At 64.1% G+C, this 13789-nt stretch carries 10 protein-coding genes; all 10 read right to left on the bottom strand.

The features are described 5' to 3' along the window. Positions 1-100: 100 nt before the first annotated feature. The 10 genes from EWM63_RS23255 to EWM63_RS23210 all read right to left on the bottom strand — a co-directional run bounded on the left by EWM63_RS23255 (position 101) and on the right by EWM63_RS23210 (position 13783). Positions 101-1066 carry a glycoside hydrolase family 43 protein gene (locus EWM63_RS23255; protein WP_307720796.1) on the bottom strand — a complete coding sequence of 322 codons (966 nt, stop codon included), beginning with the start codon at positions 1064-1066 and terminating at the stop codon, positions 101-103. 65 nt (positions 1067-1131) lie between these two features. Next, on the bottom strand, positions 1132-2106 hold the full coding sequence (locus EWM63_RS23250) for a glycoside hydrolase family 43 protein (protein ID WP_130188656.1): 975 nt from the start codon (positions 2104-2106) through the stop codon (positions 1132-1134). Positions 2107-2116: 10 nt separating this feature from the next. After that, positions 2117-3121, bottom strand: coding sequence for a galactofuranose ABC transporter, permease protein YjfF (yjfF, locus tag EWM63_RS23245; RefSeq protein ID WP_165390900.1), 1005 nt, complete (start codon positions 3119-3121; stop codon positions 2117-2119). Next, the gene (locus EWM63_RS23240) at positions 3118-4179 is read right to left on the bottom strand and encodes an ABC transporter permease (RefSeq protein ID WP_130190563.1); all 1062 of its coding nucleotides are present in this window, start codon (positions 4177-4179) and stop codon (positions 3118-3120) included. Before EWM63_RS23240 ends, yjfF begins: the two co-directional genes overlap by 4 nt. An 11-nt stretch (positions 4180-4190) precedes the next feature. Next, positions 4191-5717: a sugar ABC transporter ATP-binding protein gene (locus tag EWM63_RS23235; RefSeq protein WP_130188655.1), complete on the bottom strand. Its 1527-nt coding sequence runs from the start codon at positions 5715-5717 to the stop codon at positions 4191-4193. A gap of 2 nt (positions 5718-5719) precedes the next feature. Beyond that, positions 5720-6682, bottom strand: a complete 963-nt coding sequence (locus EWM63_RS23230; protein WP_130188654.1) for an ABC transporter substrate-binding protein — start codon at positions 6680-6682, stop codon at positions 5720-5722. Between the two features lie 146 nt (positions 6683-6828). Continuing rightward, positions 6829-9171: a glycoside hydrolase family 127 protein gene (locus EWM63_RS23225; RefSeq protein WP_130188653.1), complete on the bottom strand. Its 2343-nt coding sequence runs from the start codon at positions 9169-9171 to the stop codon at positions 6829-6831. A 224-nt stretch (positions 9172-9395) separates the two neighbouring features. Then, a complete protein-coding gene (locus EWM63_RS23220; protein ID WP_130188652.1) occupies positions 9396-10421 on the bottom strand; it encodes an arabinan endo-1,5-alpha-L-arabinosidase in 1026 nt (341 codons plus the stop codon). 266 nt (positions 10422-10687) lie between these two features. Then, a complete protein-coding gene (locus EWM63_RS23215) occupies positions 10688-12136 on the bottom strand; it encodes a glycoside hydrolase family 43 protein (protein WP_165390899.1) in 1449 nt (482 codons plus the stop codon). 111 nt (positions 12137-12247) lie between these two features. Continuing rightward, a complete protein-coding gene (locus EWM63_RS23210) occupies positions 12248-13783 on the bottom strand; it encodes an alpha-N-arabinofuranosidase (protein ID WP_130188650.1) in 1536 nt (511 codons plus the stop codon). Between the last annotated feature and the right edge of the window lie 6 nt (positions 13784-13789).

Below are 13789 nucleotides of genomic sequence, written 5' to 3'. Positions count from 1 at the left end.
TCATATCATTGCCGAGTTTCACTGCGGCATCGGGTGAGCCACGAAGGCCGCGCCGCAACCCGCTTTCGCGGGTCTCGGCAGTCCTTACCAAACGGCGTATTTACTTGCAGCTTGCCGTCGGGTTGGCGGCAGGGCCTTCCGCGGTTTGCGGAATGAAAGGAATGGTGCCGTCGGCGTTGTACTTGAATTCCTCGACCGCCACCGAGCGGCGGTGCTCTCCGCCTGCCGGCAGGTCGGCGTTGTGGTACACCACATACGACTTGCCGTTGAACTCCGCGAACGCGTGGTGCACCGTCTTGGTCTTCCTGTTCGCATCCATGATCTTGCCGCGGTAGCGCCACGGCCCCGTCGCCTTGTCGCTCGTCGCGTACACCGTGTATTCGGGCCAGTCGCGCGAGTACGACAGGTAGTAGATGCCCTTGCGCTTGTGCAGGTAAGGCGCCTCGGTGAACTGCGGCAGCCCTTCCGTGACGATCGGCCCATCGAGCTCCGTCATGTTGCGCTTCAGTTTTGCATACTTCAGCACTTGGTTACCCCAATACATGTAAGGCGTGCCATCGTCGTCGATGAAGATCGTCGGATCGATGTCGTCCCAGCCGATGTCGGTCTGCAGCGTCTGCGCGTTGGTGATGAGCGGCTTGCCGATGGCATCGCGGAAGGGGCCCGTGGGGCTGTCCGCCACGGCCACGCCGATTGCCTTGGCGTTGGCAGCCCCCTCGGTCACGGTGGCGAAGAACCAGTACTTGCCGTCGTGCTTGATGATGTCGCTGGCCCAGGCGGAATCCTTGGCCCACTTGAACGTGTCGTAGCGCAGCGCCGTGCCGTGCTCCTTCCAGTTCTTCATGTCGCAGCTGGACAGGACCAGCCACTCGTTCATCACATAGCCCTTGTCGTCCGGCGATTCGTCGCGGCCCGCGTACACGTACGCGCGGCCGCCATCGACCAGCACGGCCGGATCGGCGGTGAACTTGTCCTTCACGAGGGGGTTGCCGGCCAGCGCCGTGGCGGTGCACAGCATGGCTGCTGCGGTAAAGATGGCACGCTCGAGTAGGGTAGGCTTGAACAAGGTGTCTCCAGTCCAGGAATGTCGTTGCAAAGGAAAAGCCCCGCGAACGGGGGCTGCGCGGCTGCTTACTTCTTGCAGGCCGCCGTCGGATTCGCGGCCGGGCCTTCGGTCGTCTGTGGAATGAACGGAATCGTGCCATCCGCGTTGTACTTGAACTCTTCCACGGCCACCGAGCGGCGGAACTCGTCGCCGGTCGGCAGGTCCGCATTGTGGTAAAAGATGTAGGACTTGCCGTTGAATTCGGCGAACGCCTGGTGGATCGTCGGCGTCTTCTTGTTCTGGTCCATGATCTTGCCGCGGTAGTGCCACGGGCCCGTCACCTTCTTCGCCGTCGCGTACACCGTGTGCTCGGGGAATTCGCGCGAGTACGACAGGTAGTAGATGCCGTTGCGCTTGTGGACGTACGGCGCTTCCGTGTAGTGCGGCAGGCTGGTGGTCTGGATGTCGCCATCCATGGCGATCATGTTCTTCTTGAGCTTCACGAACTTGAGTGTCTGGTTGCCCCAGAACAGCCACGGCGTGCCGTCGTCGTCGATGAAGATGCCCGGATCGATGTCGTCCCAGGCGATATCGGTTTCCATCGTCATGTCGTTCGTGATCAGCGCCTTGCCGATGGCGTCGCGGAACGGGCCCGTCGGGCTGTCCGCCACCGCCACGCCGATGCCCTTGGCATTGGTGCTGTTGTCATGCACGGTCGCATAGAAATAATACTTGTTGCCGACCTTCGTGATGTCGCTGGCCCAGGCCGAGCCGCCGGACCACTTGAACACGTCGTAGCGCAGCGCGGTGCCGTGCGCCGTCCAGTTCTTCATGTCGCAGGTCGAGTACACGAGCCATTCGTTCAGCACGAAATCCTTGTCCTGCGGCTTGGGGCGCGCTTCGTCGTGGCCGGTGTACAGGTAGACGCGGCCCTTGTCGACCAGCACGGCGGGATCGGCCGTGAACTTGTCGGCGAACAGGGGATTGCCCGCGCTGTCCGTGGCGCACGCGCAGGCGGCCGCCACCGCGAGCGCCAGGGCGCCGAGGCTTTGCTTCTTCATCTAAAACTCCTCAGGATTGTTGCGAGCGGACGGACAGCAGCCGTTGCACCACGCAGAACAGGAACAGCAGGCCGCCGATGACGATCTTCGTCCACCAGGAACTCAGCGTGCCGTCGAAGGCGATCAGGGTCTGGATCGTTCCGAGCACCAGCACGCCGGACAGCGCACCGGCCACGTAGCCGTAGCCGCCGGTCAGCAGCGTGCCGCCGATGACGACCGCGGCGATCGCATCGAGCTCGGTGCCCTGCGCATGCTGGCCATAGCCGGACAACATGTAGAACGCGAACAGCACGCCGCCCAGCGCGGCGCAGAAGCCGGAGAACGCATACACGCCGATCTTGGTGCGCGCCACGTCCAGGCCCATCATCAGTGCCGACTGCTCGTTGCCGCCGATGGCGTACACGCCCCGGCCGAAGGCGGTGCGGCGCGATGCCCAGATGGCAATCGCCAGCACGATCAATGCGATCGCCGCGCTTGGCGAGATAAACCCGCCAATGAACGGAATCTGCGTCTGCGACGCGGCCACGAAGAGCGGGTCTTCGATCGTGATCGATTCGATGCTGATCAGGTAGCACAGGCCGCGCGCCAGGAACATGCCGGCCAGCGTGACGATGAACGGCTGCAGCTGGAAGTAGTGGATCAGCGCGCCCTGGAAGGCACCGAACACGGCGCCGAAGGCCAGCACGATGGCGATCACCGCCAGCGGATTCCAGCCCGCGTTCAGCAGCCAGGCCGCGATCATCGTCGTCAGCGCCAGCACGGAACCGACCGACAGGTCGATGCCGCCGGCCAGGATCACGTAACCCATGCCCACGGCGATCACCAGCAGGTGCGCATTGTCGATCAGCAGGTTCAGCATCACCTGCCCGGACAGGAAGCCCTCGTAGGCGGCGCCGCCGGCGCCCAGCAGCACGGCCAGCAGGATCACGGTGACCAGCGACGTGAACCATGGTGCGCTCGTGATGCTCGGGTCCACCCTGCCGGCGCCGTTGTTGGTCATGACAGCGGTATTCATTTACGGCCCTTCCACAGCTTCTGGAAACCCGTCGACTGCGACAGGCACACGATGAAGACGACAATCGCCTTGACGACCATGTTCACTTCCGGCGGCACGCCCAGCGAGTAGATCGTCCACGTCAGCGTCTGGATGATCAGCGCGCCGATCATGCTGCCCACGAGGCTGAACTTGCCGCCGGCCAGCGACGTGCCGCCCAGCGTGACGGCCAGGATGGCGTCCAGTTCGAGCAGCATCCCCGCATTGTTCGCATCGGCGCTCTTGATGTTCGAGCTGATCATCAGGCCGGCCATGCCCGCGCACAGGGAGCAGAACACGTAGGTGAAAAAGATCAGCGTGGCGGTGCGGATGCCGGCCAGCCGCGCGGCCACCGGGTTGATGCCGACCGACTGGATGAACAGGCCCAGCGCCGTTTTCTTCAGCAGCAGCCCCACGACCAGCAGCACGGCGGCCACCACCCACAGCGAGAACGGCAAGCCAAGCAGGTAACCGCTGCCCAGGAAGAAGAACGGTTCGTAGTACACGGTCACGATCTGGCCATCCGTGAACAGCTGCGCCAGGCCGCGGCCGGCCACCATCAGGATCAGCGTGGCCACGATCGGCTGCAGTTTGAGGCCGGCGACCAGCACGCCGTTCCACGCGCCGCACAGGATCGCGATGCCCAGCGCGGCGGCCAGCGCCACCGGCATCGGCGTGTTCGCCACGTATTCCGGCTGGCCGTTGTTGATGACCATCGTGCCGCCGATCAGCATGGCGGCCACGGTGCCGGAGAGCGCTACCACCGCTCCCACGGAAATATCGATGCCGCGCGTGGCGATCACCAGTGTCATGCCCAGCGCCGCCAGCATCAGCGGCGCCGCGCGGTTCAGGATGTCGATCAGCGGGCCATACAGGTGGCCATCCTTGATTTCCAGGCTCAGGAAGCCGGGAATGAAGACGATGTCCAGCACCAGCAACGCGGCCAGCGCCAGGATCGGCTTGGCCAGCGAGTGCGACAACAGGGAAGCCTTTTCCGGCCTGGCCTTGGCCACCGTGGCGGCCGGCGCCGGCGGCGCCATGTTCAACTGCGTCATGCGCGTGTTCCTTCCAGTTCTTCTCCCGCGATCACCTGCAGCACGGTCTGGTCGTCCAGGTCGCCCCGCACGTACTCGCCGCATTTTTCGCGGTCGCGCAGCACCACCATGCGGTCGCTGCAGCGCAGCACCTCGGGCAGTTCGGACGAGATGAACAGCACCGACATGCCGGTCTTGCACAGCGTGGTCACGTAATCCATGATTTCGCCCTTGGCGCGCACGTCGATGCCGCGCGTGGGTTCATCCAGGATCATCAGCTTCGGGTCCGTGGCCAGCCAGCGCGCCAGCAGCACCTTTTGCTGGTTACCGCCGGACAGCGTGCCGATCGGCGTTTCGATGCTGGCCGTCTTGATGCCCAGCCATTTCACGTAGTTTTCCGCGATCTCCTGCTGCAGCTTCATCGGGATCGCGCGCATCACGCCGGCACGCGCCTGCATCGCCAGGATCAGGTTCTCGCGCACCGACAGCGACAGGATCGCGCCTTCATGCTTGCGGTCTTCCGAGCAGAAGCCGATGCCGGCGGCGATCGCGTCGCGCGGCGTATCGAACCGGCCCGTCTTGCCGCCGATCGTGATACTGCCCATGTCGGCCTTGTCCGCGCCGAACAGCAGGCGCGCCAGTTCCGTGCGGCCCGAGCCCAGCAGGCCGACGAGGCCCAGCACTTCGCCCTGCTTCACTTCGGCATCGACGGGTTTCAGCGCGCCCCGGCGGCCCAGGCCCTCGATGGTCATCAGCGTGCCGCCGGCATGGTGGGCTTCCTGCGCCTTTGGCGCGGTATCCTCGGCCTGCTGGGCCGGCGCGCCGATCATCTTGTTGACCAGCGCGAGGCGGGACAGCTCGCTGGCCGGGTATTCGCCTTCGCGCTCGCCGTTGCGCATCACCGTGATGCGGTCGGAAATCGCGTAGGTCTGATCAAGGAAGTGCGTGACGAACAGGATCGCCATGCCTTCCTGGCGCAGGCGGCGCAGCACGCGGAACAGCAGCTGCACTTCCGCCTCGTCCAGGCTGGACGTCGGCTCGTCGAGGATCAGCACTTTCGCCGACGTGTTCAGCGCCCGCGAAATCGCCACCATCTGCTGGATCGCCAGCGAATAGCGCGCCAGCGGCTGCGTCACGTCGATATCGACTTCCAGCTGGCGCAGCAACGTGGCGGCCTGCTCGCGCATCGATTTCCAGTCCACGCCGAACCACGTGCGCGGATAGCGGCCGATGAAGATGTTTTCCGCTACCGACAGGTTCGGGCACAGGTTGACTTCCTGGTACACCGTGGAAATGCCCAGCTCCTGGGCCTCGAGCGTGGAATCGGGCTGGATCGGCCGGCCGTCGAGCACCATGGTGCCTTCGTCGGGCGTGTACACACCCGTCAGCACCTTGATCAGCGTGGACTTGCCCGCGCCGTTCTGGCCCATCAGCGTATGCACTTCGCCCGGATACAGGCGGAGGCCCGCATTGGACAGCGCCTTCACGCCGGGGAAGCTTTTATGGATGCCGGTGAGCTCCAGGACCGGCTGCGTGGCGCCCATGCTCAGTACTTACGGTTCGGGAATTCTTTCAGCGCGACCTCGGCCGGGAACACGCGCTCCTCGACGACGAGGCGCTTCGGCACCTGCTTGCCGGCCTTGACGTCCTTGGCCGTCTGCATCAGCAATGGGCCGAGCAGCGGATTGCATTCCACGGAGACGTTCAGCTTGCCCTGGATCATGGCTTCGAACGCGCCGCGCACGCCATCGATCGACACGATGACGATGTCCTTGCCCGGTTTCAGGCCCGCTTCCTCGATGGCCTGGATGGCGCCGATGGCCATGTCGTCGTTGTGCGCGAACAGCACGTTGATGGTCTTGCCGTGCGCCTTCAGGAACGCTTCCATCACCTCTTTACCCTTGGCGCGGGTGAATTCGGCGGTCTGCGTGCGCAGCAGCTTCAGTTGCGCATTGCCCTTGGTGACTTCGTCGAAACCGGCCTTGCGGTCGATCGCCGGCGCCGAACCCACGGTGCCCTGCAGTTCCACGACGTTGAACGTCTTGCCCGGCTGCTTCTTCACGAACTCGTTGAGCCAGCGGCCGGCGCGGCGGCCTTCTTCGACGAAATCGGAACCGATCAGCGTCACGTACAGCGACTTGTCGGCCACGTTCACGTCGCGGTCGGTCAGGATCACGGGGATGTTGGCGGCCTTGGCCTCGCGCAGCACCGTGTCCCAGCCCGATTCCACGACGGGCGAGAACGCGATCACGTCCACTTTCTGGGCGATGAACGAGCGGATCGCCTTGACCTGGTTTTCCTGGCGCTGCTGCGCATCGGCGAATTTCAGGTTGACGCCGGCCTTCTTGGCCGCATCCTTGACGGACACGGTGTTCGCGGTGCGCCATTCGGACTCCGCGCCGACTTGCGAGAAGCCCATCACGAGGGGTTTGGCCGCCAGGGCGGGGAAGGTGGTACCGGCCAATGCCAATGCCGCTGCGGCGATGAAAGTCCTGCGCTGTACAGTCATGCGTGTCTCCGTGCTGTGGATGGTGCGATTGCGGAAGCAGACGATCCATGCAATATGGGCGAATGCCATTATTCTTTTGCGGCTATGGTAGAAGAAATTGCCATGCCGAACCAATATATTTTTATCAGTCTGCCATATCTTTTTTGCTATCGCAGCAGGCGCAGCCCATACAGGCCGCCGGCGATCGAGCCTTCTTTCGCGACGAATTTCACTTCGATCTTCTTACCCAGGCCTTCGGGCAGCGTGACATCGCGCGTGTAGAAGGCCTCGCCCTCTTCCTTCAGCGTCATCGACTGCAACGGCTTGCCATCGACGAGGATGTCGAACTTGCGGCCAGCATCGCCGGAGGCGAACGTGAGGCGCAGCACCTTGGCCTCGCCCTTCGGGTTGTTCAGCACGTAGCTGAACCAGCCGGTCGCGTGGCGCCAGTGGCGGCCGGCGTTAACGCCGGCATCGGCGCCCTCCCCCTTGAACGCATGGTCGGACTCGGGCTGCTGCTCGCCCGGCGCCACCTGGTCGATCGTGCGGGCATTCAGGGCCAGGCGCTCCTGTTCCTCCTGCGCGGTCTGCTGCTGCAGGGCCGCATAGCCGGATGGCGTGGAACGCTGCCAGTACATCGTGTAACGCGCGTCGTGCAGGCGGAAGAACGGGATCAGTTGCAGGTTCTTCGCGTTGCCCGGGCCGCGGATCAGGTCCGGCGCCGTGAACGTCAGCGGCTGGCCTTTTACGGGCCGGATCCTGCTCGTGAAGTCCTTCGCGTCGGACACGAACATGGGCGCCGCGCCCAGCGGGCAGATTTCGCCCTTGGCGATGTGACCCATGCGCGAATCGTCGGCCAGTACGTTCAGCTTCTCGTCCTTGAAAGGTGTCGTCTTCGCGGCCAGCACGATCGGGCCGTGCATCACCGCATACCAGTTCGATTTGTCGGGCATCTGTTCCAGGTGCGTCTTCATCGGCAGCTTCAGCTCGACCGTGTCGCCATCGCGCCATGCCCGGTCGATGCTGACGTAGCCATCGTCGCCGGCGGTGGCTTTCACCGCCTTGCCGTTGACCTTCACCGCCAGCGCGCCTTTCGCCACCCAGGCCGGATGGCGCAGCTTCATTGCGAACTTGCCCGTGCCATGGACGGTGACGCGGGTGGTGTCCTCGTCCGGGAACGCCGTGGCCTGCGTGATGCGCACGTTCTTTTCCGCCCACGCCAGTTCGGACGGGATGAACAGGTTGACGAACAGCACATCCTTCTCTTTCGCGTAGATGAACTGGCCGTACTTCGCATGGCTCTCGATGCCCGAGCCCACGCAGCACCACATGCCCTCCTCCACCTGCGAATACACGCGGTAGTGGTTCGGGCGCATCGGCGTGAAGTACACGAAACCGCCCGTTTCGGGGCGCTGCGACGACAGGATGTGGTTGTACAGCGCGCGCTCGTAGTAGTCGCCGTAGCGGGACTGCGGCTTGTCGGCGAACAGCAGCTCGGTGAGCTTGAGCATGTTGTACGTGTTGCAGGTTTCCGGGCCTTCCACGTCGTCGATCATCGGGCCGAAGTCCTTGTGGTCGTGGAAGTGCTCGCGCACGCTGTTGCCGCCGATGGCCACGCTGCGGTTTTCGACGACCGTCTGCCAGAAGAAACGCGCCGCCGCGCGCATCTTCGGATCGTTCGCCAGCGTGCCCACGCGCTCGAAGCCGATCACTTTTGGAATCTGCGTGTTGGCGTGCAGGCCGGTCAGCTGATCCTTGCCCTGCTCCAGCGGATCGAGCACGGCGCGATGGGAAAAACGCTGCGCCAGCTTCAGGTATTTGTCGTCACCCGTCATCTCGGCCACGTCGGCCAGCACTTCGTTCATGCCGCCATGCTCGGCGCGCAGCATGGCCTGCATCTGCGTGTCGGTCAGCTTCGACGTGAGGGCGAGAGCCCAGTCCGAGTACCTGATGAGCATTGCCTTCGCCTCGGCATTGCCGCCGATCTTGTACGCATCGCGCAGGCCGGCAAAGGTCTTGTGCAGGTTGTACCACGGCACCCACTTGCCGTTGACGCTGAAATTATCCGCCTGCAGCTCGCCCCGGGCGATCTTGTCCAGCGCCTCCCTTCCGCCCGGTACGCCGCCGAGATAGCCGTCGCCGCCGGCGTCCTGGCAGCGTTTCAGCTCCCGCACGAAGTAGTCGAGGCGGTCCTTGACTTGCTGGTCCCCGGTCGCCGCGTGCATCAGCGCCAGCGCCGACAGGTAATGCCCGCCCATGTGGCCATCCAGGCCCGACGACTCCCAGTTGCCATACGACTGCTTCACCGCCGGCAGCCCCGCCTCGCGGCGGAACGGTGCCAGCAGGCGATCCGGATCGAGCGCCATCAGGTAGCGCAGGTCGGTTTGCTGAGCTTGCAGGAAGGGGCTGGCCGTCAGGCGCACGTCGCGCAGCGGGAACAGGTCGGCCGCATAGGCGGAATTTGCCGCGCAGAGGGCGGCGGCGAGGGCGAAGTGGCGGAGAGTGGGCATGTTCAATTCCCTAAAGTTCAGCCCGTGTCCACCTTGGGGTCAACCCCAAAATCGGACACGGGCTCATCAATTGCCGCCACGGTTTTACGCAGAGCAGCAACGGTTCAGGCTGTGTCCACCTCGGGGTCAGGCACGAAAGTGGACACGAGCTTATCCTTGGTGACAGTTCAGTTCGTGTCCGATTTGAGGCCTGACCCCATGGTGGACACGGGCTCGGCAGTCGCTTACTTGCCGCCGGCCGGCAGCAGCACGCTCTGGTAGCTGTTCAGTTGCTCGGGGTCGACGACCGGCCAGCCGGCGCCATCCCACTTCATGTCGAGCACCTTCAGCTTCTGGCGGTAGTCATCGGCGGTTTCGTACGCATGCAGCACGAGCACGTCGCGGCCGTCGAACGTATAGGCGCTGTTGTGGCCCAGGCCCACCCACTCGCGGTTGCCCTTGATGACGAGCGAGCCGCCGCCCTTGGCCATGTCCTTGCCGTCCTTGTCCAGGTAGGGCCCGGTGATGGCCTTTGACCGGCCGACGACCACGTGATAGGTGCTCTGCTCCTTCTTGCAGCACAGGCCCCACGAAGCGAACAGGTAGTAGTAGCCGTTCTTGCGGAAGATGAACGGTGCCTCGATCTCCGCAGGCGCGGCCGATTCGTCCGGTTCGAACGCGGGGCGCTCGCGCCGCGCGATCGTGTGCCATTCCTGCGGCTCGGCCGGTTTCGTCCAGTCGGCGTTCAGCTTGAACAACTTCAGTCCCGTCCAGAACGAACCGAACGACATCCAGCCATTGCCCTGTTCATCGGCGATGACGGCCGGGTCGATCGCATTCCACAGGTCGCGGCCCGGCACGGACTGGATCACCATGCCCTGGTCTTCCCACTTGTAGTCAGGCGAACGCGGGTCCAGCGTCTTGTTGACCGTCACGCCCATGCCGGACGTGTTCTTGCCGAAGCCCGACACCGAGTAGTACAGATAGTACTTGCCGTTGCGGTGCACGATGTCCGGCGCCCAGATATGGCCGTCGAACGACGGTGCCGCCGTCTTCGCCCACACCGGGTCCTGCGCGAACACGCGGCCTTCAGAGCGCCAGTTCTTCATGTCCTTCGAGCTGTAGAACGTGATGCCCGGGCCGGTGGAGAACACGTAATACGTCTTGCCATCCTTCGCCATCACCGGGTCGTGCACGCCGACCTGCGTGGCCTGGGCACTGGCGGTGCCCGCCAGCAGCGCGGCCGCCAATACAAAACTGCGATACTTCATTGCATATCTCCTTCTATTACTCTTGCCGCACTTGCTCGTGCGCTGGGAACGCATACATGACACCCAGCCGCGAACTGCTGGGGTCAGACCCGGCGGGGTGAAGCGGGGGTTTCGGGAAGCATGCTTCGCGCCCGCGGAACGGTGCTGGCATGCATGCCAGCACTCCTCCCTGACCCCAGCCTCACGCTCTTGGAGTAAATGCATGCGGACCGGGGAAACCCCTGCGCACGGCATTCGCTTCAGTTAACTGCTTCGCTAACGCTGCCTCAGTTGCCCGTCCTGGCACCCCACAGCGACACCCCGTCCGCATTCTGCGCGGAGAACGTCACCGTGAACGCATTCGCGTTGGCATTGTATTGACGCGACAGCACGCCGCTGTAGGCGGCCGCCGTGCCATCAATGGCCAGCGCGATGCGGTTGCTGCCCTTGTGCGTCCACGTGCCCGATACCGCTCCCGACACCTTGCCGTCGGCCGACAGCGTAATGGACTGCGACTGCTTGATGGCTGCCGAAATGTCCTTGCCGTGGTTGACCAGCTTGTACGAACCGGCGACATCGGCGGCGGCGACCGTTGCCGATGGCGCACCGGCCGCCTGGCCCAGCGGCACGTAGCGGAACGGCGCCACCACCGGCCAGCCATCCTCGTTGATGAACATCTCGTGCGTGCGCACTTCATGGAATTCCCCGGTACCAGGGAAGCGGGCGTGGAAAATGATGAAGTACTGCTTCGTGGCCGGATCGTAGTACGTGCTGTTGTGGCCAGGCGAAACATAGCCGGCGGCCGTGCCGGTTTCACCGGCGGCCAGCGCGAACTGGTGGTTGCCCATCAGCTTCTGGCCGTGCGGCGCGATGCTGGCGTCGTCGAACAGCGGCTTCGATGGATCCGATTTCACGGTCGACATGTCGGTGCCCTTCGCATCCACGTAGGGGCCGTTGGCATTGCGTGAACGGGCCACGCGCACGTTGTAGGCACCATTCGCATCGAGCCCGCCGAACGACGTGAACAGGTAGTAGTAGCCGCTCTCGGGGCTGTACTGCACGTACGCGCCTTCGATGCGCGCATGGTTCCCGCCCAGCAGGTGCTTGCCGTAGCCCTGGCCCGGCAGCGGCTTGCCGGTGGCCGGGTCCATCGCCAGGATGAAGATGCCGCCCGAGTAGGATCCGTAGATCATCCACAGCTTGTTGTCCTTGTCGCGGAAGACCTGCGGGTCGACCACGTTCGGGTGTTTCACCGCGTCGTAGATCGTGCCGTCGGCACCGGCCTCGCCCCACATGCCGGACTTCAGGATGATGCCCTTGTCCACGTACGGGCCTTCGATCCTGTCGGCCACCGCCACGCCCAGCGCTGAACGGGGCGAATCGCCCTTGCAGGCGTTGTAGTAGAAATAGAACTTGCCATCGTCGAGCCGGATCACGTCCGGCGCCCACAGCGTATTCGATTGCGCCCAGGCGAATGTCTCCGCCAGCGCCTTCGTCACGTCCGCGAACAGCGGATTGGTGGCGGTGGCGCCGTCGGCGATCTTCGTCCAGTTCATCAGGTCCGTGGACTTTGCCGCGGCAAGGTGCGAACCGAAGATGTAGAACGTGCCGTCGACACGCACGACGGAAGGGTCGTGCACGCCGACATTGGCGAACGTGACCGGCGTCTGCACGGGGGCCGTCGGCGTGGTGGGCGTGGTCGGCGTCGTGGGCGTGGTCACGACGGGTGGTGTCACGGTGGGTGAATTCGTGGCGGGCGAGTCGCTGCCGCCCCACCGCCACAGGCGGTGAGGGTCAGCAGGCCCGCCGCGGCCAGCGAGGCCGCAAGCGTTCCTGTCTTCATGCGCTTACTCGACCGAGCCGACGACCACGGATTTCGCCGGCAGCTGGATGGTCAGCTTGCCGCCCGCGGCCTGCGCGGCATACGCCGCCGGCTTCACGGCGTTCGGCGCTTCAAACGTGTTGTGCGCGTCCATCTTCGCCGAAGTCAGCACCTGTCCCGCGAACTTGCCTGCAGCGGCGCCGCCCACGTTGACGGTGACTTCGGTCGCCTTGTTCGGGTCCGTGTTCACCAGTGCCAGGTACACCTTGCCATCCTTGGCGCGCGCGGCCGAGGCGCTCACCTGCGGCACCGACTGGCTGCCGGCGCTGTACGTGGTGTTGTTCTCCAGCGAGACCGGCAGCGACGTCGCATCCTGGAACGGCACGTACATCTTGTAGGCGTGGTAGGTCGGCGTGAGCACCATGCGCGTCTTGTCGGTCAGGATCATCGCCTGCAGCACGTTGACCATCTGCGCGATGTTCGTCATGCGCACACGGTCGGCGTGTTCATGGAAGATGTTGAAGTTCAGCGCGGCAACGACGGCATCGCGCAGGCTGTTCTGCTGGTACAGGAAGCCGGCGTTGGTGCCCGGTTCCACGTCATACCAGGTGCCCCATTCGTCGACGAACAGGCCCACTTTCTTCTCCGGATCGTTCTTGTCCATCGCGACCTTGTTGTCACGGATGAACTTGTCCATCTTCAGCGTGTTCTGCATCGTGCTGAACCACTGGGATTCCGGGAAACCGGTGGCGGCGCCCTTCACTTCCCACTTGCCCGTGGGGATCGTGTAGTAGTGGAAGCTCACGCCGGCCATGTCGTTCTTGACTTCGCGCGTCAGCACGTCAGACCATTTCACGTCGTCGGTGTGGCTGCCGCTTGCGATGAATTGCGGCTTGTATTCCTTCGGCGCGCGCAGGAACGTGGTGGCGTTCTTGTACAGGTTTGTATAGTGCTCGACATTCATGTTGCCGCCGCAGCCCCACATCTCGTTACCGACGGCGAAGAAGTCCACTTTCCACGGCTTGTCGCGGCCGTTCTTGCGGCGCATCTCGGCCAGCGTCGACTTGCTCGGCGACGTCATGTACTCGATCCACTCGCTCATTTCCTGCACGGAGCCGGTGCCCAGGTTGCCGTTGATGTACACCTGGGACCCCAGCAGTTCGGCCAGGTCGAAGAATTCATGCGTGCCGACGGCGTTGTCCTCGGTGACGTTGCCCCAGTTGGTATTGACCTTCACCGGGCGCTTGCTGCGCGGGCCGATGCCGTCTTTCCAGTGGTACTCGTCGGCGAAGCAGCCACCCGGCCAGCGCACTAGCGGCACGCGCAGTTCCTTCAGCGCGCCCACCACGTCGTTGCGCCAGCCCTTGGTGTTCGGGATCTTCGATCCCGGGCCCACCCACATGCCTTCATAGATGCCGGTGCCGAGGTGTTCGGCGAACTGGCCGTACACGTTCTTGTCGATGACGGGGCCCGGCTTGGCCGTGTCGATCGTGACGGCGACCTGCGCGAAGGCGCTGCCGCAGACAGCCAATGAGAGGGCGAGGATGGTACGCTTGATCATGAGATC

It is taken from the genome of Pseudoduganella lutea (genome assembly GCF_004209755.1).
In the GTDB taxonomy this organism is placed as follows: Bacteria; Pseudomonadota; Gammaproteobacteria; order Burkholderiales; family Burkholderiaceae_D; genus Rugamonas; species Rugamonas lutea.
The sequence above is the reverse complement of the archived record's forward strand: the minus strand, read 5'-3'. Positions and strand labels throughout refer to the sequence as shown.